15 protein-coding genes and 1 pseudogene are annotated in these 22666 nt (G+C 65.5%); 6 read left to right on the top strand and 10 right to left on the bottom strand.

Annotated features, from left to right (window positions below; genetic code table 11):
• Positions 1 to 229: 229 nt before the first annotated feature.
• Together ACIBGM_RS16715 and ACIBGM_RS16710 are read right to left on the bottom strand one after the other, a co-directional pair.
• Complete coding sequence (locus ACIBGM_RS16715) at positions 230 to 637, bottom strand: Tn3 family transposase (protein WP_396386219.1); 408 nt, start codon at positions 635 to 637, stop codon at positions 230 to 232.
• A 55-nt stretch (positions 638 to 692) separates the two neighbouring features.
• Positions 693 to 3302 (bottom strand): annotated as a pseudogene (locus ACIBGM_RS16710) (Tn3 family transposase); the annotation flags it as partial.
• Positions 3303 to 3584: 282 nt separating this feature from the next.
• Between ACIBGM_RS16710 and ACIBGM_RS16705 the strand changes: the two are divergent.
• On the top strand, positions 3585 to 4409 hold the full coding sequence (locus ACIBGM_RS16705) for an SAVMC3_10250 family protein (protein ID WP_396386218.1): 825 nt from the start codon (positions 3585 to 3587) through the stop codon (positions 4407 to 4409).
• Between the two features lie 119 nt (positions 4410 to 4528).
• Here ACIBGM_RS16705 and ACIBGM_RS16700 read toward each other — a convergent pair whose 3' ends face one another.
• From ACIBGM_RS16700 to ACIBGM_RS16680, 5 genes are all read right to left on the bottom strand, one after another.
• Positions 4529 to 5131: a hypothetical protein gene (locus tag ACIBGM_RS16700; protein WP_396386063.1), complete on the bottom strand. Its 603-nt coding sequence runs from the start codon at positions 5129 to 5131 to the stop codon at positions 4529 to 4531.
• Between the two features lie 88 nt (positions 5132 to 5219).
• Positions 5220 to 6044 (bottom strand): hypothetical protein, encoded by an 825-nt coding sequence (locus ACIBGM_RS16695; RefSeq protein WP_396386062.1) that lies wholly within the window; start codon positions 6042 to 6044, stop codon positions 5220 to 5222.
• A 97-nt stretch (positions 6045 to 6141) separates the two neighbouring features.
• Positions 6142 to 6984 carry an ABC transporter ATP-binding protein gene (locus tag ACIBGM_RS16690; protein ID WP_396386060.1) on the bottom strand — a complete coding sequence of 281 codons (843 nt, stop codon included), beginning with the start codon at positions 6982 to 6984 and terminating at the stop codon, positions 6142 to 6144.
• On the bottom strand, positions 6981 to 7829 hold the full coding sequence (locus ACIBGM_RS16685; RefSeq protein WP_396386059.1) for a hypothetical protein: 849 nt from the start codon (positions 7827 to 7829) through the stop codon (positions 6981 to 6983). The genes ACIBGM_RS16690 and ACIBGM_RS16685 overlap by 4 nt, the downstream gene beginning before the upstream one ends.
• Entirely contained in the window at positions 7826 to 8293 is a 468-nt protein-coding gene (locus tag ACIBGM_RS16680; protein ID WP_396386058.1) for an RNA polymerase sigma factor, read from the bottom strand. The genes ACIBGM_RS16685 and ACIBGM_RS16680 overlap by 4 nt, the downstream gene beginning before the upstream one ends.
• Before the next feature lie 546 nt (positions 8294 to 8839).
• Here ACIBGM_RS16680 and ACIBGM_RS16675 point away from each other — a divergent pair.
• The 3 genes from ACIBGM_RS16675 to istB all read left to right on the top strand — a co-directional run bounded on the left by ACIBGM_RS16675 (position 8840) and on the right by istB (position 12472).
• Positions 8840 to 9784, top strand: coding sequence for a hypothetical protein (locus ACIBGM_RS16675; RefSeq protein ID WP_396386057.1), 945 nt, complete (start codon positions 8840 to 8842; stop codon positions 9782 to 9784).
• 223 nt (positions 9785 to 10007) lie between these two features.
• Positions 10008 to 11630 carry an IS21 family transposase gene (gene istA / locus ACIBGM_RS16670; protein ID WP_396386056.1) on the top strand — a complete coding sequence of 541 codons (1623 nt, stop codon included), beginning with the start codon at positions 10008 to 10010 and terminating at the stop codon, positions 11628 to 11630.
• A complete protein-coding gene (istB, locus tag ACIBGM_RS16665) occupies positions 11627 to 12472 on the top strand; it encodes an IS21-like element helper ATPase IstB (RefSeq protein WP_396386055.1) in 846 nt (281 codons plus the stop codon). Before istA ends, istB begins: the two co-directional genes overlap by 4 nt.
• Before the next feature lie 703 nt (positions 12473 to 13175).
• Here the strand turns inward: istB and ACIBGM_RS16660 are convergent.
• Both ACIBGM_RS16660 and ACIBGM_RS16655 read right to left on the bottom strand, forming a co-directional pair.
• Entirely contained in the window at positions 13176 to 14210 is a 1035-nt protein-coding gene (locus ACIBGM_RS16660; protein WP_396386053.1) for an ImmA/IrrE family metallo-endopeptidase, read from the bottom strand.
• Positions 14207 to 15082 (bottom strand): helix-turn-helix domain-containing protein, encoded by an 876-nt coding sequence (locus ACIBGM_RS16655; protein ID WP_396386052.1) that lies wholly within the window; start codon positions 15080 to 15082, stop codon positions 14207 to 14209. Before ACIBGM_RS16655 ends, ACIBGM_RS16660 begins: the two co-directional genes overlap by 4 nt.
• 641 nt (positions 15083 to 15723) lie before the next feature.
• Between ACIBGM_RS16655 and ACIBGM_RS16650 the strand changes: the two genes are divergently transcribed.
• The gene (locus tag ACIBGM_RS16650) at positions 15724 to 18102 is read left to right on the top strand and encodes a hypothetical protein (RefSeq protein ID WP_396386050.1); all 2379 of its coding nucleotides are present in this window, start codon (positions 15724 to 15726) and stop codon (positions 18100 to 18102) included.
• 35 nt (positions 18103 to 18137) lie between these two features.
• On the top strand, positions 18138 to 19238 hold the full coding sequence (locus tag ACIBGM_RS16645; protein WP_396386049.1) for a hypothetical protein: 1101 nt from the start codon (positions 18138 to 18140) through the stop codon (positions 19236 to 19238).
• Positions 19239 to 20249: 1011 nt separating this feature from the next.
• Here the strand turns inward: ACIBGM_RS16645 and ACIBGM_RS16640 are convergent.
• Positions 20250 to 21656, bottom strand: a complete 1407-nt coding sequence (locus ACIBGM_RS16640) for a helix-turn-helix domain-containing protein (RefSeq protein ID WP_396386048.1) — start codon at positions 21654 to 21656, stop codon at positions 20250 to 20252.
• Positions 21657 to 22666 lie beyond the last annotated feature (1010 nt).

Here is a 22666-nt window from a genome sequence, read left to right as displayed (position 1 = left end):
GGGCGCGGCGCATGGGGCACTCCAGCAGACGAAGGGGCGGAAGCACCAGCGCAGCCCCCGCGGCACCGGTATAGACAACAGACTTTCTATCGTTCGAATTGCTCGCCTGCAACCCCACTGCATGTTGCTGCAGACGACACGCCACGCCAGCGCCACAGGCGTTCGCTTGTGTTACGCCCTCTGCGACCGGCCCCGGGCCACCAACGCCCTGGATCCGTGTGGTAGGGGTCTACTGGGTGTCGTCGTCCCAGTCCGGATCGTCGGGGTTACGCAGCCGGCGGACGCCGGCGGGACCGAGATCGGGCAGGGCGAACGAGTAGGTGCCGATCACATTGATGTGCTGGCGGACGAAGGGCGACAGCCGGGCGAGGTCTTCCTCGGCCAGCGGGTATCCCTCGGCCTTGAGCTGGTCGAGGGCCCGGTCCATGTAGACGGTGCTCCACAAGGTGACGCAGTTCATGACGAGGCCGAGCGCGCCGAGCTGGTCTTCCATGCCCTTGTAATAGCGCTGGTACAGCTCGCCCTTCTTGCCATGGAAGATCTTCCCGGCCAGGGCGTGGCGAGACTCTTGCAGGTTGCGCACACCCTTGATATCGCGGCGGTAGGGTTCTTCGACGGCGTAGGTGAGGATGTGCAACGTCTTGAAGATGCGCCCATAATGGGCGATCGCTTCCCCCAGCGGGGTCGGGGTTGCCGTCTCGTTGGATCATGCGCAGCAGGTCGTAGGCGCGGCTCTCGCCGGTGTAAATCGACACCACGACGCGCAGGATGTCGCCCCAATGCCGTGTGACCTTGTCCAGGTCGATCTTCCCGCGCGCCAAGCGGGACAGGCTGCCGTAATCGGCGTCCTGGATGCGCCAGCCCTTCTGATCAGGGATGTCGGCCAGCGCGGGCCGGTACTGCATGCCCAGCAGGTGGACCAGGCCGAAGACCACGTCGCTGTAGGAACCGGTGTCGGTCACCAGAATCTCGGGGCGCGGGCCTCCGTCGCGCCGGAACGCCACGTCGATCATGTGGAGCGAGTCGCGGACCGTGCCGGTGACGACCTTCGCCCCGAGTCCGACGCCACGGTCGTTGATCATGTTGAGCCAGGTGACCCCGCGCGAGCGGCCGAAGTACTTCTTGTTGGGGCGGGTGTAGATCGAGGGCACCGGCACCACGAACCGCATCCCGTCGATCGCGGCGACCAGACCGCCGCCGAGCGACTCGGCGAACCCGATCTGGCCTTGCTCGTCAATCAACGGACTGTTGGCCAGCGTGTAGGTCTCAGCCGACAGGTAGTTCTGCGCCACATGCGACAACCGGCCGCGCTCCAGGGCCGGTGCCCCGGCCTTGACCACCGGGGCGTAGCCGATGTTCAGCGCCTGTGCGGTCACGCAGGCCGCGACAGAGATATCGAAGTCGGCGAGCTTGCTCACCCCACCAGCAGCCGACGTGAACGCAGCCTCGAACGCCGGCACCCGCCCCATCACCTCCAGCAGCAACTCCGGCAAGTCCACGCGCGGCAGCATCGCCGCAACCCGATTCCGCAGGTCGATCAAGGACGGCGACTCCGGCAGCGCGGCCAGCCTGGCCACGTGCAGGCGACCTTCCGCATCCACCGTCACGCCCATACCCGCGTCCACGCCATCCCGGCCGTGCTGCCCGGCCCGGGACGCGACATCGTTGAGAGCCAGGTGGAGCACCATCGCGTGCTCGGCGAGCAACCGCTCGGGATTCTCCGGCAGCTGCAGGTCCACCAGCGCCAGGCCCTTGGCCGCCTCCCACCGCGCGCCATCAAGCAGCTGTCCTCGCGGGTCTCGCCAACGGGCTGAGACTTCGGCGTAGACGTCACGGCGCTTCAGATGGCGATGGAACTGGGTGAGCACGCACATGGCGTAGGCGTTCTTGTCCACGCTGCTGCCGTTCGGCAGGCTCTTGAACACCAGCCGCCTCCACGATCCGGTCACCAGATCGGGGTCGATGTCGGCTTCGGTGACCTGCTTCTTGCGGCCGTCCAGCAGCCGCGGCAGCTGCTTCATCGCCCCCAGCGCCCTGGCGCCCTCGGCATTGGCGCCGAACTCGATCACCGACGTCAATGTCTTGAGGAACCCCGACACTGTCGCGATCCGGGAGGCCAGCAGCGCGCGCATCTCCCCGTCGGAATCGGCGCCGGGTGGCGGCACCATCTCACTCACCGCGGCGACCGCCTCCCGCAGCTCCCGACGCGACACAATGGCCTCGATCGCCTCCCACACCTGATCCAGCCGCAGCTCCTCGCCGCACTCGGTCACCTCCAGCAACGTCTCAACAGCCGCGGCCAGAGTCGCCGAATGCTTGGCCAGCTTCGGATGCTGGCGTGCCCGCACCTTGCTGGTCGCGGTCTCGGCCCTGCCCACCAACTCGGTGGTCACCAGCAGGTCCAGCAGCTCAAGGCAGTCGTCGACCGCCTTGCCCTCCAGGTAGACGACAGTGGCCAGCAGCGTCGCGAGCCGACGCGACGGGCCATGCCGGCGCAGCGTCGAGGCCGTAGCCTGCATGCCGTACCGGGCCAGGTCCACCATCCGCCGATGCGGCACCTCCGGCGGCAGCGGCATCGCCCCCAGACCGACGCCGAGGATCTCCGCGGCGCGCTCGAGTGCCTTCTCCAGATTCTTGCCCGACGGCCCCGCCGGACCCCTGCGCCAGCGTTCCAAATCCGAAGCGCGCCTGCCATCCGGCACCTCCAGCAACGTCCCCAGGATCACCCGCTGGCGCGGCGACAACACCGCATCCAGCGTGCCGTAGAGCCGATCGGTGGCCTCATCCCGCACCCGGGCGACCAGGCGCGCCAAGGTGGTCACGCCCGGCAGCAGCACCTTGTTAGTACGCAGCCACGTCACCCCGTCGAAGAAGATCGTCTTCTTGCCGTCGCCCGTATTCCACGCCCGCGAATCCACCCAGGCCGTGAACTCGGCCTCAGCCTGCGAGAACTCCCTCAGCTGATAAGCCGCGCGGATCACCTCCTGATGCTCGAACGGCGTACTGCGCCGCTCGGAGTACCGCTTGACCTGCGACACCTCCACGATCCCGAGCTGCTCACCCAGATACACCAGCACCTCATCAGGCACCTCCAGCGGATCGGCCAGAAACCGCCCCACGAACCGAGCCGTCGTCAACTGCACAGCGAAACCGAGACGAGCATGTGCCCCGCGCCGCTCAGCAATCAGCGCACGATCCGCATCATCCAGGAAGAAGAACCGCTCCAGCTCCGCCTGCGACGGAGCAGCCAAGAACCGGCCATACGCGGCCGCCTCGCCATCACTCAAGAACTCAACCGGCATAAACGCCGAACGTAGGGCAGGTCCCGCGACCCAGACCAGGACAAGACCGAAAAGTTAGCTGGTGCGCTCGCTAACGGGACTTTCCGTTCGGATGCTCGTCATGCCCCGTACACGCCATGGCCGCCTTGGCTGACGAGGCCCTGGAACAACTCGCAGCCTTCAGCATCCTCGCGCGCTGGGTCGACGCCGGTACCGTCGGAACCGCCAACTGACCACCTTCGCCGGCGACGACAGCCTCTAGCCGGAACGGTCAGAGGTCCAGCCGGATCCTCAGGCCGTGTGATGGTCAATCCGAAGGTGTTGAGAATCGATCCCTATGCTGGCGGCACCACCAGATGGAAGTTGACTTCGATGCGCGAATTGCTCTTTCTGTCGCATGCCAAGCTCGCTCAGTTCCACAAGAGGCCCGGGCGGCTCGGTGGACTCAGCGGCGGCATCGGGATTACTGCCGGCGTTGATGCCCTGCCAACAGTTGAGGCCTCGGCAAGTTACGACCCCGCGAAGGAGCGCCAGGCGCAAATCGTTGATCTTGACCGTGCTGTCGAGGTGGTCCGCAAGACCTGGCCCGTTAGGTGGTGGGCGGAGACAGACATCACGCCAGGCGAGTGGGTTCAGTTTGAGAACAGGCTGAACTTCGGTGTGATCGCCGGCCGGGACGGCACTTCGGCGGCCGGGAAGACTGCCGCCCTGTTCTGGGGGAACGAGGAGCATGGCGTTAGAACCTCTCCGCGACTCCTTCTGCATGGCTCGGTCAGGCACCTTGTCCCATCCAATGAGGACGCATCAGTGAGTACCTACGCTGCCTCGCTCGCGAACTACTTCTTCGAACTCGTCGCCAATCCGCATGTTTGGAACGGGGAGGCATCGCCGCCCTTCACCGGGACAGTACCGAGCGCAATCGAGAGAGCCATCACCGCAGTCAGCTCGGCGATACCGTACGAAACGGCCGCCTGGATGTCAGGTATCGCGAGGGTCACGTTCGACTACGTACATCGCGCGCGCCCGCTCGAACGAGGCCTGCGGGGTGATGTTGGCCCACAAGGGCCGCCAGTTCGCACGGTCGTAGCAAGTCCGCTCTATGTGGAGTACATCCCGCCCCCACGGTGAGGCTCGATGGTCGGCGTGACGTCGGTGGTGTTGAGAATCGATCGCTTGCACGACGACTAGAGCGATGCAGGCGCGCCGATAGCCCGCCTTATGTCAGGTCCAAAGGATAGTAATACACCTTACAGGTTGTTCCAAGGGCTCCCTGCCGTGACGATCCTCGGCTTGGCCAGGACCTTGATCTCATGCACGCTCGGCCCCCAAGTGTTCTCGCCGATCGTCACGGTGGAGCGCAGCTTCACCGTGACCGCCCCGGAGGTGGGAGACAGCCAGAGTGCCGGCCGGGCCGTCGTCCCCACCTTCACACGGCGGAGAACGACCTGCGGGTTGTGGTTGAAGATGGTCTCCGTGAGCCCCGCATTGAGGCCGGTCGCCTCGGTGAGAGACGTTCCCTCGGCCAGTTCCAGGGTGCAGGTGTCTAGGTCCTGGTCGGTCTCGACCAGGAGCTCGCAGCCGCGAGGCTTGGCTCGCTTCCGGCCGAGCCTGACGGTCACCGCGGGCTGAGCGTTGCGATGCCACTCGCGGTGAGCCAGTTCGCGGACCGCGGCCGACTCGTCCAGAGCTTCCCGTGCGATCTCGTTGCTCTCGCCGGCGACCTTCACCGCGTCGGCCGCTGCGTCGGCCTGGCGCTTCGCCTCACGCGCTTGTTTCCGGGCGTACACGAGTGCGATGACCGCGACCCCGAGCGCAACAAATGCGACCGCCGAGCTCACGACGTCGGTCACCGATACTTCCCCCCTGATTTGCATGGCAAGAACGTAGTGGTTCGCAGTTGCTCGCTTGGCAGTGGGGTCGGAGGGCGGGCGCGCGGGTTCACGGCGATACCGACCGCTGCATGCCCACGGCCACAGCTGCTACCGCCGCTCCGGCGAGAAGCAGCCTGGGGCGCCATCGGCCGGGAACGGCGACACCGATCGCCAGCATTGTCAGTCCCACCAGGTAGATGTTGTGCCACGCGGCCAGTGCGGGAGAAATTGCGAGTTCGGCTCCGATGTTGCTGTACACGGGCTGCACCTGCAGGAGTGTCAGTGTGCGCAGCGCGTCGCCTTGGAATAGCCAGTACCCTTCGCGGGTCGGATACCAGATCACGAACAGCACAATGCATGCCGCCAGGCGATGGCGGATGACATGGACAAGTGCGGCGCCGAGGGCGACCGCAAGACCGGCAAGTGTGACCGGTTGGAGCAGTTCCGGGGTGGTGTAGTGCGCATGCAGGATGGGGGCGGGCCAGTCGCCGAGACTGAGGCCACCGCTGCTGCGTAGCGCGAGGGCTGCCGTGCCGACAACGGCGGCGACGAGGCCAACCATGGATAGACCCGCGAGCAGCCGGGCGAGGGCTTGTCGCGATGTGCTGCTCGGTGCGTCTTGCGAGAGCGGGATGAGTTCACGCCCGAACGAGGCGACGCTTGCGATCGACACGCCGAGCAGCATCGGCATGGTCGACGTGACCAGCCCCTCGTATGCGGCGCCGATCCACGGTGCGTCCAGGCTCTGGACGCCGAACCAGATTGACAGGCAGATCCCCACCCACGGTGCGGGCTGTTGAATCATCCGGCGAGCCTCGAGCAACGTCAGAGCCGCCACCGCCGCCAGCGGGGTGGTGGGAACTCTTGGTTGGCTTCTGAGCGTGGTCGTCATCGGTTTCTCGCGTCCAGAACCGTAGTGGTCAGAACCGCAGCGGTGACGGCCGGAGGGGGCCGGGACGTCTCGGGTGCAGTGGGCACGTGCCAGTCGATCATCGCTGTTGCTCCTGATGGGCAAGCAGCAGGTAGCCGTCGTCGGGGCTGGGCTCGACCAGGTGCGCGTTGGCTGGTGGCTGGCCGAGGTGGCGGAAGGTTCCGGCAGCGGTCTTCCAGCTGTGGATCGCGTCGGGGTCTGGCTGGTCGTCGTCCCACACCCGGCCGGCGGCGAGCTCGGCGAGTTCGGCCGGTGTCCCGGCGAAGCGGATGCGGCCCGAGAACATGACGTAGACGTGCTGGCAGAGTGCGGCCATCTCGGCGATGTTGTGGGTCGCGAGGATCACGGTCGGTGATTGTGAGATTAGTGCGCTGAGCCGGAGTCGCTGGTCGGGGTCGAGGCCGGTGGCGGGCTCGTCGAGCACGAGGAGGTCGGGGCTGCCGATCAGCGCGGTCGCCAGCGCGACGCGCTGCTTCATGCCGTCGGACAGGGTGCGGATCTTCTTGTGCATCTGGTCTTGCAGGCCGACCAATTCGAGCACGCGGCGGGTCTCTCGGCGGCGCCACGGGCGGTTGGTGTGCTCCTTGAGCACCGCGACGTAGTCGACGAGGTCGAAGGGCGTGAACCCCGGGTACAGGCCGGGCGCCTGCGGCAGGTAGCCGAGCCGACGGCGGATCTCGACACGGTCGCGGGGACGGGCCGGGTCGAGATCCAGTAGTCGCATGTGGCCTACGTCGGGCGCCATCACGGTGGCGATCATGCGCATCAGCGTCGTCTTGCCGGCGCCGTTAGGGCCGAGCAGGCCGACGACACCCTGCGTCGCCGACAGCGTGACCCCATCGACTGCCCGGTTGGTGCGGTACTTCTTGACGAGCCCGGTCGCGGTGATGGCTGTGCTCATTGCTTTGAGGCCTTCCGATATGCCACGGCGTCGCGGCGAACGAGCGTGAGCAGCACAGCAGCCACGGCGACGGCCAGCGCGCTGGCCTGCAGGGCGGGGCTTGCGATCGTGGAGATGACGGCGTGTGCCCGCATTCCATGGCGGACCGCCGCTGGTGTGCTGACGCAGACGGCCCATAGCAGACCGAGTGCGATTGCGACACGAAGAGGATCCAGCCGCGTGGTTCCTGCGAGGAGCACGATGGCGGCTAGCGCGAGGCCGGGAAGGCACCAGGCGACGGCCACCCGCGACGGCACGTCCACGATCAGCGCCGCGCCGACCCCGAGTGGCAGCGCCGTCGCCGAGACCACAAGCGCACGTGCCGCGACCAGTCGCAGGCCAGCGGTCGGCGTCGCCAGCGCGAGATCGCCGGCAGGATCCGATCCCGAGCGGTAGGCGATGGCCACCGCGGCCGCGGGTGCAAGGGGAGCGAAGATCAGCAATGTGATGAGAGCGGACTGACCGATGAGGACCACCGTCACGAGTGGAACGAGCACAATCAGCCCGATCGCGACGACCGCGGCCCGAACCATCGGTGGGGTCGCGATCGCGGACCGAGTCACCGCACGGCCACCTGTGACCCGCTCCAGCACGGTTGGCGTGGGGCGGTCGATCGCCTCGGCCAGCCGGTTCCAGGCCCGTCGGCGCTCTTCCTGACCCGCCTGATCGGCGAGTCTGGCGCGACAGGCCGGGCAACGGATCAGGTGAGCCTCGATCGAAGCGCTGACTACTTGGGAGCTGGTGCCGGCCAGATAGGTCGCGAGGTCGGCCTCGTCAACATGCCACTCGACTCGGCGGTCTGTCATAGCAGCGCCTCCCTCAACTCGAGCCGCGCTCGGCTCATCCGGCTCTTGACAGTGCCGCGTGGGATGCCGAGCAGGGCGGCTGCCTCACGGGTGGACAAGCCATCGAGCACGGTCGTTTGGACCACGGCTCGCAGCTCCGGCGACAGGCGGGACAGGGCGAGACCGACATCGCTGTGCTCGACTGACTGCAAGACCAGCTCCTCCGCGGATGCCGCCTGAGCAGGCCGCAGCTGGACGAGTCGATCCAGAACAGATTTCCGCGGCCGCACCGCGTGCAACAGGGTGCGAATCGCGATACCCCATAGCCACGCCGCGACCTCACCGTCGCCCTTGTACCTGCCCGGCTGCCGCCACACCACAACGAAGGTGTCCTGCACCACCTCGGCGACGATGTCGAGGTCGGCACAGCGATGCCTCAGCCGCGCCGAAAGCCATGGCTGATGCCGATCGAACAACTCACGCATTGCACCACGATCACCCTCGGCGACACCGGCGATCAGCTCGCTGTCGCTGCGTGGGTCCAGATGATCCGGGCTGACAGTCACATCCCCTTGTGCCCTCGAATAGTCCGATCGGTTCATCCCCAGGTCTCACTTAGCCCGATGCGGAATGTGGCAAGAGAGTTGCGCCGATCGTCGTGCTGGCATGAGCTGGGCCCGCGCCGGCGACGGCCGTCCCCGCACGTGTTCTCGACTTCGTCTCCAGCCTCGAGCCGTGGTCGGTCTGGTCGAAGCCGGCCAATCCAGATGTCGGCGTTCCAGCCATGCACATGCGTGTGAACCGAATCGGTGCCGCACCGGCACAACTGGTCAGAGTCGTTCGGATGGGATCCCCGAGCTCCCGGACTACGACCCGCAATACCCGGTCACCCTCGCCAGCGGTGAGGTGACGGCCCCGATGCAACCTCCGTCCTGATCAGCGCGCCCCGGCCAGGCCTGACTCTCGGCGAAGCAGGCGTCGGTATCACCAGTTCCGGCCGCTGCGGCGGCATTCCCTCTGGAGAAACGAACATGAACACCGCTCCCTGCACCGGCGCGCGGATCGCCAAGCTCGTGCCTTCGGTCCTCGTGTGCTTGGCGCTAACGGTCACGACCGCATGTGGACCCCGCAAAGACCCAGCCGGTCCTGGGGCCACATCGACGACCCCATCGCCGTCGGTCGACACCCCGATGCCACCAAAACAGGGCCGCTATCAGGTGACGCTCAACGGCTTTCGCGTTCAAGCCGAAACGTGGGACGACATCTGGCAGTGGGACGGGAAGGGCGACGAGGTCTTCTTCTCGGTCGGTACCCGATGGATGAAGGCTGACCGCACGCCCGTGGTTCCGGCCGGTGAGGGCAGGGACTTCGTCACTGAGAGCAAGCTCATGGGTGACACGTGGCGGTTGAATGGTCGGCTGCAGTGTGGCTCGCGAAGTAACCTGGGCGGCATTCGGACCGGCGACTCGTGCATGAACGACAAGCCGAACGTCCTTCCTCCCGAGGGAGCTTTCACCGACGGCCGTGTGCCTATGGAAGTCACCGAAGGCGACCTTGTTCAAGGCCAGAACTACGTCGTAATCTCGCCCACGATCTGGGAATGGGACGGCAAAAACAGTGCGGTCTCAGACTGGGCCAAGGTGTTCAGCAACGCGCTCGACAAAGTCCCGTTCCCGCTGACTGGCACAACCGGGGCAGTCATCTTGACGGCAGTGAAGGTGGGGGTGAACATCCTCCTCACCTTGGACGATGTCTTTGGCGTTGCCGGTGATCGGCCGATCGGGACCGGACCAAGGAACGCCGAGGGCAAGTACTCATTTAACCCGTACGTGATCACCCTGAACTACGACGCAGCAGAGTGGCTTACCAAGACGTCGTTCGGCTACGGCCCTGGGGTGCTTCCTCTCACTTACACCGACGAAAACAAGGCGGCCGGCCGCTACCAGATCTTCATGCAGGTGAGAAAGGTCGGCTGACCGATACACCGCGTTTGCCTCCGGGCCGAGCCCCGGGGTGTCGCCTGCCATGAGCATGGGACCGGGCTGACCGGTTTTCTGCCAGCTTCATGGGACCACCTGGGTTGCCAGTCATGGGACCACCCGGCGCGCCTGCTCGGTGGGTCCTCGATCCGCTCGTTGACTGCCCGCGTGATGTCGGTGGACGCGGAGGTCGTCGGGCGTGGGATTCAGGGAGGTCAGCGTGGTTGAGGTGCGTGAGGTGCTGCGGGCGTGGCTGGAGGGGCACGGGCTGCGGAAGGTCGCCGAGCGGGCGGGGGTAGACCGCAAGACCGCGCGCCGTTACGTCGTGGCGGCAGAGGCTGCCGGCCTGAGGCGGGACGCCGGGGCGGAGGCGGTGACCGACGAGCTGGTCGGCGCGGTGGTGGAGGCGGTGCGGCCGGCCCGTCCGAACGGGCATGGCGCGTCGTGGGAGCTGCTGGTGGCGCACGAGGAGCAGGTCCGCGGCTGGGTGAGCGGCGGCGACGGGCAGGAGCCGTTGAGCATCGTAAAGATCGAGGAGTTGCTGGCGCGCCACGGCGTGGTGGTGCCGTATCGGACGTTGCACCGGTTCGCGGTCGAGCGGTGCGGGTTCCGGGCCGGGTCGGCCACGGTGCGGGTCGTCGACGGCGAGCCCGGCGTGGAGTGCCAGATCGACTTCGCCCAGATGGGCTACTTGCTCGACTCGGAGACCGGGAAGAAGCGGCGGGTGCACGCGTTGATCTTCACCGCGGTGGTGAGCCGGCACATGTTCGTGTGGTTGACCTATTCGCAGACCCTGGCCGCGGTAGTCGCCGGCTGTGAGGCCGCGTGGGGGTTCTTCGGCGGTGTCTTCAAGGTCCTCGTGCCGGACAACCTCAAGCCGGTGGTCAGCAACGCCGACACGGTCAACCCGCAGCTGAGCAAGGGCTGGCTGGACTACGCCCAGCACGTCGGGTTCGGCACCGACCCGGCGAGGGTCCGCTCGCCGCAGGACAAGCCGCGGGTGGAGCGGGCGGTGCAGTACGTGCGCGGCAACTTCTGGGCCGGGGAGGACTTCGCCGACCTGGCCGACGCCCAGGCCCGGGCCGAGACCTGGTGCCGCGACCGAGCCGGGATGCGGATCCACGGCACCACCCAGCGGCGGCCGGTGGAGATGTTCACCGAGCTGGAATCGGCATGCCTGCTTGAGGTTCCCCCACCGTACGACGTCCCGGTGTACCGCGACTACCACGTCGAGGTCGCCAAGGCGCTCTACTCGGTGCCGGAGCAGTACCTCGGCCACTACCTGGACGCGCGCGCCGACTCCGAACTGGTCAAGCTCTACTCCACTGGCGGCGCCGGGGCCGGCAGGCTGGCCAAGACCCACCCCCGGCAGCCACCCGGCGGCCGGTCCACCCACCGCGAGGACCTGCCCGAGCACAAGGCCGGCTATGCGCTGCGAGACCTCTCGCGGCTCATCGCGGCCTGCGCCTTGCACGGCGAGAACGTCGGCATCTACGCCGAGCGGCTGCTCGACGACCCGCTGCCCTGGACGAGGATGCGCAGCGTCTACCGGCTGCTCGGCCTGATCCGCCGCTACGGCCCCGACCCAGTCGAGACCGCCTGCTCTCGCTCCCTCGACCTCGACGTCGTGTCGGTGTCGAAAATCGCCGCGATGCTCGAGAAGGCCACCGAGCGCGAGCAGCCGGCGCTGCCCGCCGCGGCCGGATCGGCGACCGGCCGGTTCGCCCGCGACCCCGGCGAGTACGCGATGCGCGGCGGCGTCCAACTCACCCTCATCCCCGGCGGCGCAGAACCAGGCGCAGCACCATCCGCCGACACCCACCCCGAAGGAGACCACCAGTGACCGCCACCGCCACCACAACCACAACCGCCACCACAACCGCCACTACGCCCAGCGCCCGAACCGGCCCACTCGACACGGTCGGGGCCGACCTGACCCAGACGCTGAAAGCGCTCAAACTCGGCCAGATGAGCCAGACCCTGCCCGAGCGGCTCGCGCTCGCGAGGCAGCAGAAGATGAGCCACGCCGCGTTCCTCGAGCTCATCTTGGCCGACGAGATCACGCGCCGCGAGTCCCGCTCGGCGATGCTGCGCGCCCGCACCGCCGGCCTCGACTCCTCGATGCGACTGGACACCTGGGACGAACTCGACGACCTCACCTACGACCGAGCCCTGCTGTCGGACCTGACCAGCCTGCGGTTCACCGAAGCCGGCCACGGCGTCCTCGTCCTAGGCCCGGTCGGAGTGGGCAAGACGCACCTGGCCACGGCACTGGGACACATCGCGATCCGGCGCCGCCTGTCGGTGCACGCCGCCCGCGCCGACAAGCTGTTCACCCGGCTCCGCGCCGCCCGACTCGACAACACCCTCGAAGCCGAGCTCCGCAAGCTCGCCCGCGTCGACGTACTCATCCTCGACGACTTCGCACTGCGCGCGCTCGACGCCACCGAGACCAACGACTTCTACGAGATCATCGTCGAACGGCACCGCCGAGCCAGCACGATCGTGACCTCGAACCGCGAGCCCTCCGAGTGGCTCACCATGATGAGCGACGCGCTGCTCGCCCAGTCCGCCGTCGACCGGCTCACCTCCGGCGCGCACACCCTCATCATCGAAGGACCCTCCTACCGGCAACGCCACCCCCACCAGCGCGTCACCGTTGACCACGAGGACAAAGACCGGTGATGCTCACTCACACCTCCAGGTGGTCCCATGCTCCTGGCAACAAGGTGGTCCCATCACGCTGGCAAGCGACAATTGACCTCGCGTGGTTGCCACAGCCGACCGAGCAGGACGGTTCAGCTCGAGCTCAAGACCACCACGGTCGCGGGGCCAACTGTGCACGACGTACGGATCGACCTCCGGCAGCTGTGGGAGTACCTGCAGCTTCCGTTGAGCCGGCAACCCGTTCTACGCGACACGTTACCGCGCCCACCCTGGCCAGGTGTCCTGACGGAGGCAGCTGCGAGGATCGGTGTCGTCGCCGCCGAGCTCGCGTTCCGGCGGAGCGACCGCGCCCGGGAGGTGACTACACCCCGCGTTTGAGCCTCCCCCGCGTCGGCGTCCTGATACCGCGCTTCAATTTCATATGACTCCGCGATCTCGTCGAGCAGTTTCGCATCCGCGGCCAAGCGGACGCGGCGGGCGGCTTGCTCTCTACAGGTCCGCTGTCACGAGATGGGCAGGCGATGAAGCGCCTGGCGGGGTCTTGTGCGGCTGATGACGGGGACGAGGCGACCGATCCGTCATGCCGGCCTGACCGTGGTCGCGGTAGCGGTCGGTCCAGCGCTTCGCGGCCGGCCACGACATCTGTGGCCAGAGATTCAGACAGCGATTGAGAGGATCGGATGTTGCTCCGGACCAGCGTGGCAGCGCTTGCGCTGAGCGGCTAGTAGCATTCGTGCGCGACGGCGCCGGACGTTTCTGCCACGCTGAGCTGGAGGAAGCATCTCGGACACGCCTGCACTGTCTCTTCGTCGCATGAACATGCCCCGCAGGAGGAACATCTGGGGTCTTTGCAGTCCGGGCAGCGTTGGACCGACTCGTCGAGCACAAAGGTCTCGGCGCAAGCAGCGTTAGGGCAGTCGAACTCTGCCCTGTCCCACTGTTCGGGACCGAATCGCGACTCCCTGGTGATGACCACGAACCCATAACGGCCGAGCTGATCTACAGCGACTTCGGCGATGAGGCCGTGCTGCGTCCATCCTGACGTGGTCTGAACTCCGTCGACGAGGCGCCCTCTGGCGTAGCCATTGCTAGCAAGCGCCTCCGTCATCAGCCGCGCCAGATCAGGCTGTATCGCGCCACGGCGAGGCATCACATCGCTGCTGGGGCTCCGGGCGAACGTGACGGTGCCGTCAGGTGTGGTGATCACGATGACCACCCGTTCGTCCGGCGCGGCGAGCTGTGCGGCTCGCATTACTGTCGCTTGACGCGATGCCTGAGAGTTCTCGTATGCATCGCGGATGTGGGTCGCGCTGAGACGACCGGTTCCTAGCGTGAGACTGTCAGCAGGCAACAGAATCTCCGACGCAAACGTATCCGAGACAATCTCGTTAACTCGACGACCGTCATTGTCTCCTAGGTTCATCCAGACCGATAACCAGTCCAGATGTTGGCGCTGAGTATGGTGACCGTACTCATGCAGCACCGTGAAGTTGTCGCGTCTGTTCGAGACCGATGGATGCACGACGATCGTTGGTGGATCTGGTCGATAGAATCCGGAGACCGAGCACCCTGCCGGCGGCCTGTCATCAAGTTCGACGCTTAACTCGGGCAGGCGCGACAGCGCCGCGATCGGATCGTCGCGGAACGCCGCCAGGTCCAGAACACCTCGCTGCCTCTCCAGTTCGACCAACGCCTGGGCGATGCTGCGAAAGTCTCCTTGCCTGAGCCATCCGGCAAAGTTGTCGCCTGCCGTCATATCTCGTCACGCAGGATCCGCTGCACCGCCGCCGTCATCCTGTCCCGCCTCGCGTTCGGACCTGACGCCCTGGCAGCCAATGCGTACTCCTCGCGTAGCCGCTGCCGCGCGACCGCTTCTCCACTGTGGAGCCTGCGCGCCACCGCGAGGACATCGTCCTTCCAGACCGGTGACAACAGTTCGAGGACGGACTCATCGACCAACGGCGCGAGCAACTCTGAGCGGTCAAGGCCGAACTGCCTGGCAACGGTTTCGACCTGGCCGGGCGATGGCGCTGCCTCGGCGAGGAACAGCGACGCGGCCGCCTGTGGCGCCAGGCGGAGCGCCCCCGCCAGATCTCCAACGGTAATGCCATGAGATCGTAGAACCTCGCGGTTCAAAGGTGCCTCGCCAACGACCGGTTCCGGCCACACGTTGAGACAGATGTCTTCCCATTGGTCGACCATCGCCGCATCCTGCCGCCAGGCCGTGGGATCATCGGGCTGAAGCGGCGCGTACGGATACGGGGAGTCCGTTCCGTTCTCGACAGCGTCGAGCATCAACGCCATCGTTCGCTGCGACAGTTCCGTGCCGAATCGCCGATGCAAGAGATGCAGCCCGACACCGGTTTCACGACTCGGCCAGACGAACAAGGTGGTGCCTAGCCGAGTCGAGGGTAGTTCGATCGCAGGCCGAAAACCTTCTTGCGAAGGGAACGTCGCCGGCCACACCAGGACATAGTCGTCCGCTATGCCAGAGATGATCGCCAGGCCAAGCCCTATACCATCCCACGACAGCAGCCAGAGATCGCCGATCCCGACGGGTCCGGGCTCGCCGTTCAGCCATCGCGACCGGTCTGTGACATCGGCCGGTGGATGCGCCAGGTCCAGCATCACCGCTCACCTCCAGCCGCACACCACACTGCAAGACTCTCAGTCACCGTCATCATGCCTTCGGCCGCGGACGATTCATGTAGTGGTTCAGAACAGAGGTTCGCAGAGGCTCCGGTAGCGTCGACTTGAAGTCGCAAACGCCCCGCTGTCCTGTCACGTCCTTGCGCACAGCCCTGATGAACCGTGTCGTCCACCAACCAGGCTTGGTCAGTTTCAACTCGTCCTGCCGCGGGCTGGGCAGATCACCTGGCCTGCTGCCTGTAGTAATTCTAGGCATCGCCCGCCACGTCGACTCGAACGGCAGTTCAGCCACGCAGACCATGCGCCGACGTTGCTTTTCATCATTCTCGCGTGTTGCATTGCGGTGAACCTCATAGATGTCCCCGCGCCGCGCAGACCCCCCTGGCATCCCGCAAGCCTACGTGCCCGCGATCGGGTAACGGCCAAATGCACCTTCGACCGTTGCCAGATCGTTGCAGCCGGCCACTGATGGTTGGCGTCCCCAGCGGCACGTCTCGGCGGTGCGTCGTAGGCTTCAGCTGTGCAGTACTCACTGGGCCCTCGGTTCGGGCGTAGAGGAATGGCGGAAGACGCGACGCTGTTGGTAGACAGGAACGACGGTAGCGCGGCAGGAGGGAGCCGTGCCTCTCATTGATCGAATCGAGCGCGCACTCGACGACGGCGTCGACACGGACAAGTTCGAGCGCACGGCCATTGCCTTGTTGCAGAGCCGATATCCGTCCATCTCGCCTGTCGAGGCAGGCAAGGACATGGGCCGTGACGCCGACATCTACGCAGTGATCGCTAACGACCCGGAGAGTCGAGGACGCGTACTCGCGACAACCGGTGATCCACTCGCCAACCTCAAGAGAAGCCACAAGAGCTGGCAGAAGGAACCCGGCTTCCGCGTAGACAAGATCGTCATCGTCTGCTCGAGGAACATCACCGCGTCCGCTCGCGCGAAGATCGACCAGTACTGCCAGACCCAGGAACCGACGCTTCCCCTTCCGGAGTACTTCGGGCGCGACTGGCTGGTATTGGAACTCGTCCGCGATGCCGATTGGAGGGAGCTCCTCACTGGCGTGACAGGGCGGATGGATTCTCTGAGTCCCAGGCCTTTCACAACCGACGACCAGAGCACTGCGCTGGTCGGCCGGGACCAGGAGATCGCCGACATCAGGACGTATGTGCATCGCAGCGATGATGTCCTGCTGATCGGAGTACCCGGCGTGGGCAAGAGCCGGCTGCTGCTCGAGGTCGGTCCTGATGAAGACATGGTCTTTGCGGTTCCGGAGGCCGCTCAGTACCTTGCGAACGACCTCCTCTCAGTCGCACCGTCATGTGTCGTGGTCGACGACGCCCACCTTCATCAAGACTTGCTGCGAGAGCTCATGCGCCTGCGGCGGCAAGAGGGGCTGACGTTCAGCGTGGTGGCGTCGACCTGGCCTGACCACGCTGAGACTACAGCCGACAAACTCCCCGGTTGCCGTCGAGTGACCCTAGGCCTCATGTCCCGGGCCGAAATAGACGCAGTCATACAGGCCGCGGGAGTCACCGGCGTCCATGCCCGGAGACTCGTACTCGAGCAGGCGGACGGTCGGCCCGGATGGGCTCTGCAGCTGTGTCGTGCACTGATCGATGGCGACGGCGAGAGGGTGGTCTCCGGTGAGCTTCTGCTAGACCATGTCATGCGTTACCTGCGATTGGCGACCGACTCCGCCGTCAGTCTGGACGCCATCGCCTGCATCGCGGCGCTGAACGGAGCAGCTCAGCACGATTTGGAGCGAATCAGCCAACTGACAGCCATGCCACTGGCATCTCTCATGGCCGCGGTCCGCACCGTTGCGACTCGAGGTGTCATCGAGCTTCGAGCCGATCGTTGGGGTCTTTCGCCACCAATACGATTGCCGCTGGTCAGCCGGTGGTTCTTCGGCGCACAGCGCACTCGAAGCTGGAGCTCGCTCCTCGACGCCTTTCCTGACACGCGCCGGCAACTCACGGATACATTGCTCGCTGCTGCCGAAACGTCGGAGGATGCGAGGCGGGAAGCAGTGGGATGGGCTCGGACGCTCGGCCAGCCACTCACCTGGAGTGAGTCGACCATCGACCAAGTGCAGCTGTACGCCTTGACGAGCCGGAATGCAGGTGAGTTTGCATCGAAGTGCGCGCGGGAGATCCTGGCTGCCGAGCGAGCGGCAGAGTTGTCACCCTGGGGCACGCCCCACGACCCCACAGGCTCTGCAGCTGCAAAGGTACTTTTCGCTTCCCTACGCACCTGGTTCAACAAAGAAGCGATCCATGGCCTCCTCGACCTAGCGATCGATCCGGCGCAGCCGGCGCTCAGCGAGAAGCCACTCGAAGAACTCGGCAAGCTCACGCGGTATCTTGATCCTGACCGAGGTTCACTCTTTGAGATCCGAGCGGCCCTTCTCAACGAGACCGTCGAATGGATGCGGGTCGATGACCGCGCGCGCTGGGACATCTGCGCAGAGATCATCTCGCACTGCTTCGATCCATCAATCGAGGGTGTATGGACCGATCCGATCGGTTCAGGAAGCATCACGATCGCAAACTCAGTCGAATCACCGGACCGGCTCCGCGAACTGGTGACGTTATGGGACCAGGTCGACGCGCTGATTCGCTCGCAGTCGTCTCATCTGCCGGCGAACGCCGTGACACACCTCATCGGCCTGTTCGGGGACTGGTTGCGGCTCGCCGGTGGGCACGCAGCTGGCCCAGCCACACCGTCCCCCGACCAAGTCGCAGTCGGCGCCGCGGGGGCTTGGCGCATTCTCCGGACGCTGCGGCCGAGGCTCGATGCGCGGCCAGGGCTTGCACTCCGGGTGCAGCGCGAACTCGACCTCGCCGACCATTGGAATCTGCACCCCCGGCCGACCTTGCGCCGATCGTCCTCGATGAGGATCTCGTTCTCCTCGTCGGCCGCCGTGACCTCGAGTCTCCGATCGAAGACTGGCTCCAGCGACGAGAGGACGAGCGACGAACCCTTGCCCAGCGGATAGTTGCTCTCGGGCCGGTCAACGGCACGATCCGGTTCATGGAGCTCGCAGCCCACGTAGCCGAGGTCGGTCAGCACGAGCCCACGCACAGGATGGCCCACGCCGTTGCCGATCTCACCGCCAATCCAGTCGCCTGGATTCCGCCGGCCATCCAATACCGCTCGTCAGACGTCCTCGGCAGCGCGCTCTGGGGTGCACGACACCGCCAACAACCGGTCGATATCACGTTGGTGTCACGGGCTCTTCACGACCCTCAGCTCCGAAGCGCTGTCATCACTGCGTGCCTTGAGTCCGGTGGCGCGGATGCACTCGCAATCCTTGTCGTGGCAGACCTCAAATCGAGCGACTCCTGGCAACTCGACCACCTCTTTGCCAGCGCGTCCGCTGACATGGTGCTGCTGAGCCTCTTACAGCATCCGGTCGTGGATATCCGAGCTGCTGCAGCACTCGCATGCGATGTCGGCACGGGCGATGGTGTGCTGCTCCCACCTGACTGGTGGCCAGCATGGGAGCGGGCCTTTCTCTCGGCGAGCCCCAGCACTGTCCATGGGCATCAGCAATGGCGGTTGGGCGAGATGCTCAAAGCTCTCGCCGATTCTCGGCCCGCCGTCTGCGCCGACTGGTACGAGCGGCGCCTCGGCGAGGGCGAGAGACCGACTCGTACCTCGGTGTGGATGGATGGCGTGGAGACAGTTCCTGCACGTCTCCCCCAGCCCGAGCGCGAGCGGCTTGCTCGCGTGGCCGCCACCTCCGGATACCCCGGCTATGGCCTGTTACCTGCCTTGCTCAGCAACGACGCAGAGCTCGCCGCCAGGCTCCTCAACGACGGAGTACTCGACGGGTACCGTGCCCTCGACGTGCTGACCGGCCGCCTCGACAGCGGCGTCGAGATGCTTGGTCCAGTGTTGCTCACCCATGGGGTGCCACCAGATCAGATAGCCCGCCGCATCACGTCTCAACGCTCCTGGGCAGGTGACGAATCGAACGCCATCAAGTCGGATATCGCGTGGCTGGAACAGATGAAAGCACGCACACCGACCCTCTGCCAGGTCGCAGACATCGCCATCAGCGCGCTGCAGCGTGATCTCCAGTCGACGCTCACCGAGGAAAGCGAGCGAGCAGGCCACGGACGGCCCTAGCTCCCGATACCCGTCGCGCGTTCATTCATCCCCGCCTCGATATGAGGGGAGCACACGGAGCAACCACCTACCGTCCTCTAGTCTCGCTCGCAGTCTCGGCCACACCTCCCAACAACGCACCTCTTTACGCACCTCAATCAGCGCGAGAGGATGATGAGCGATGAGAACCGATGGGCACGACACTAGCCCCGAATCCCTTACCAGTAGAAGCTTTCGCTCATTGTCAGCGGCAGCCGAAAGTTGACCAGTGGGCGGCAGCCCACTGATCAGTATTCAGCTCCCGTCGACACTCATCACCGACAAGCGGTGATCAACCTCAGGTGCCGGGATTCGATACAGGCGACAGTGATGAGCTCGGGCCACTGCGGCTCTTCCAGGGCGTCCTGTCCGCCGGAGATGTCACTCGTTCGTGGCCGGAGGGTTTCACGCGGGACGACGACTGATTGGAACGGCATGCCTTGCTCGTGAGCGTGTAGCGAAACTCGGTGGCCGGCTCGCGCGAGATGTCCGCTACCGAGGGGGCAACCAGCCACTGACCGTCGGCACTCGGTAGAGCGGGAGGTGCGGCCTCGGCAGGTGGACGCTCATTGTTTAGCTCATTTGATTGAACGGGAATGACTGGGCAACGTCGCGATCTTGCGACAACCGAGTTGTCATGTTTCCGCAGGTCACGCGCATTTTCGGCAACGGCTGAGAGGACACCGCAGTCCTGGCCCGGTAAAGCGGTGGTTAGGGGTTCGAGTCCCCTCACCGGCTCTCTGACCAGCAGATATGCCTCAACAGGCATGCTGAAATGGCGGTCAACTGACCGCTTACTGACCGCTTTGTGTTTGGGTTAGTGAATCAACCCACGCGGGCTACGCAGCCGCTCCTGCGTCGCGTCAGCTACGCGCGCTCCCACCCGCCCGACCTTCCCTGCGGGCTATCGCCGCGTTTGCGCGCTGCCGCGCGATCGACTACCTGGCCAGCGTCCGTCCGCAGGACAAACTGTCCGTCGCGGCTGGAGTACTCCTACAGTGCGAGGTCGTCTGGCGACGGTCGATCTTGTTCATGGATGGCCCTGAGAGCGTCATCCAGGTGTCGGGCGGCCTCAGGGTTCCTGGCCTTCCGACCAACGTAGTCGTCCATCGTGGTGGAGGTTCGTGAGTGCCCAAGTTGGTCAGCAATCCTCCGCGGCGTCTGCCCCGAGTCCTCCAGAATCGTCGCCGTCGTCTTCCGGAAGACATGCGCAGTAACCCACGCCATCTCGTCCGCCAGCGACCGCATCCCAGCCAACTCGGTCAGCTCCAGCAGCGCCGTCCGATCACTCCGACTCAGCCCGTAGGCGTCAGCCAACGCCACTGCTTCCTCAGCATCCAGCCTCACCCTGCCCGTCTCAATCAGACTGATCCGCGTCTTTCGCCAACCGAGTTTCGCGACGGCCTGCACCTGCGTGAGACCAGCTCTACGCCGATAGGCGCTCAGCGTGTTCCCCAGCTCAGCTCGCCGCTGACCACCCACAGGACGCCGCGCGTCGCGCAGCGCATGCTGAACATTGTGCGGATCCCGGAACCCGCCCTTGGCATCCGGGAAGATCGGAGAATCGGGCGACATACCTGGCTTCCACCGAGAGTTCAGCATCTCAAGAGCCCAGCCGGGCAACACCAGAATCCGTTCACCGGCAGCGGACTTCACTCGCCGGCGCACCAATCCCTGACCTTTGAGCCGCTGAATCTGGTAGCTGCAGTCGATCTCGCCAGTCTCCCGATTGAGATCCCTCCAGGTGACCGCCAGCGTCTCGCCGATCCGCTCTCCCGTGGCCAACATGAACTTGCAGAGATCCACCAGGTCAGCCCGAACCGCCCGCTCATCCTGCCGCAGCAGCTCGAACCAAGCCTCCCTCTCCGCCTCCTCCAACGCCCGCGGCGGCTGACGCCGGCCCTTGCCACGGATCTTGATCTCCCGCACCGGATTCGCCGCCAACGCCCCATGCCGCACCGCCAATGAGAACGTCCCCGACAAGATGCTCTTGCAGGTCTTGGCACTCGCCACCCCGACGCTTTCTCGGATCGCCTGCACGACCTCGTTCACCCTCGGCGTCGACGTCTCGACCAACCGAACCTCGGCAATGCGCGGCGCAAGGTTCTTGTCGTACTGATACCGATAGGTCTGATACGTCCCCGGCGCCAAGACCTCCTGCTCCCCAAGCTCCTTGATCTCAGCAAGGAACAACTCAGCCGCAACCGACACCCGATCCTCAGCCTTGAGCTCCGCAGACCCACTCAACCGCATCCGGGTCTTCAAGACCGCCCGAAGCTTGTTCTCAGCCTCAGTAGCAGTCTTCCCCCAAGCCGCCACACGCCGAGTCCGCCCGTCGTAATCCCGATACCGACCCTTCGCCTCAAACCTGTCTGCCCGCCCCTTCTCGTCCCACCCCACAGCCCGAGACGAAATCGCCCCCCAAGTCCCCAACGGCAACGGCTGCCTCGCCATCCCAACCTCCGAGCAAACGCCGCCCGACCCATCCGAACGACTAGAGGCAAGCTCAACGTCTGAGACCCGCGACATTCCACGCACTCGTGAGGGGTGGAAGATACTGATGCGCGACAGGCACCCGCGTCGCCAACTGCTTGCGGCCAGGCGATGCCGTCGACAGGCAACCACCAAAGCGTCCGGGCCCTCAGTTGCGTGCGAACTGATGAGGTTTCGACCAGCCACCGCGAGATCAGCGAATGTCCGAGACGCCGCGCAGAAGGTGTAGATCTCTTCGAGCCTGCCGAGCGATAGGCGCCACAAGGCCGAGTCCGCGCCTGACCTGCGCGTTCGCCTCTCAGCGTTCCTCAGCATTCATCGTTGGTTGCCATCGCCTAACGGAGCTGTGACGGAGCAGGTACTTGCCTCAAGCAACCTTGGAAAAGGCTGGCCCCGGAGTCCGCAGGGATGGAGACGCCTAGAGTTCGGCGCGCACCAGCGTCGTTCTCTCGTGGATCTGCTCGCTCCGGTCGCCGACACGGTCGCGTGGAGCACCTCGAACGACGTTTAAGCCGCTGAGGCAAACGCCCACATCGACATGCCCGCTGTTCCCCGTGAGCATTGCCGGCACGATGCACGCCTGCGAAGCGACCCTCGTGAAGGCAATCGACTTGCATGGCGGCGTTAGCCCCTGGGCTAACGGGTCGACACTCCACGAGTTCGACCTCGTGGAACCAAGTTGGCGCTCAAGACGCGGGATGTGTTCGTTCGCACTCTGTACCAATCGCGAGGCTATTCACGCGCCTTCCGCGCCACGCTCAGCAGCTCACCGTAGGAACGAAGCTGTCGATCCGAGTCATCTGGAGTCCGGCACATGACCGCAAAACGGCTGGCGAGTGCTCCCGCCGAGCCGGGGCGGCATTCCGCAAGCTGGTCAACAGTTGGCCTCGCTCCGAAGTGCGCTGATCGATGTGAGC

Source organism: Kribbella sp. NPDC050470 (genome assembly GCF_044458365.1).
Classification (GTDB): domain Bacteria; phylum Actinomycetota; class Actinomycetes; order Propionibacteriales; family Kribbellaceae; genus Kribbella.
The sequence above is the reverse complement of the archived record's forward strand: the minus strand, read 5'-3'. Positions and strand labels throughout refer to the sequence as shown.

Excerpts from the sequence above, each read along its gene's own strand:
- ACIBGM_RS16675 (WP_396386057.1), top strand. The coding sequence starts at position 8,840 with ATGAACACCGCTCCCTGCACCGGCGCGCGGATCGCCAAGCTCGTGCCT.
- ACIBGM_RS16705 (WP_396386218.1), top strand. The coding sequence starts at position 3,585 with ATGGTCAATCCGAAGGTGTTGAGAATCGATCCCTATGCTGGCGGCACC.
- ACIBGM_RS16645 (WP_396386049.1), top strand. The coding sequence starts at position 18,138 with ATGGAGCTCGCAGCCCACGTAGCCGAGGTCGGTCAGCACGAGCCCACG.
- ACIBGM_RS16660 (WP_396386053.1), bottom strand. The coding sequence starts at position 14,210 with ATGACGGCAGGCGACAACTTTGCCGGATGGCTCAGGCAAGGAGACTTT.
- ACIBGM_RS16690 (WP_396386060.1), bottom strand. The coding sequence starts at position 6,984 with ATGAGCACAGCCATCACCGCGACCGGGCTCGTCAAGAAGTACCGCACC.
- ACIBGM_RS16680 (WP_396386058.1), bottom strand. The coding sequence starts at position 8,293 with ATGCGTGAGTTGTTCGATCGGCATCAGCCATGGCTTTCGGCGCGGCTG.
- ACIBGM_RS16685 (WP_396386059.1), bottom strand. The coding sequence starts at position 7,829 with ATGACAGACCGCCGAGTCGAGTGGCATGTTGACGAGGCCGACCTCGCG.
- ACIBGM_RS16695 (WP_396386062.1), bottom strand. The coding sequence starts at position 6,044 with ATGACGACCACGCTCAGAAGCCAACCAAGAGTTCCCACCACCCCGCTG.
- ACIBGM_RS16655 (WP_396386052.1), bottom strand. The coding sequence starts at position 15,082 with ATGCTGGACCTGGCGCATCCACCGGCCGATGTCACAGACCGGTCGCGA.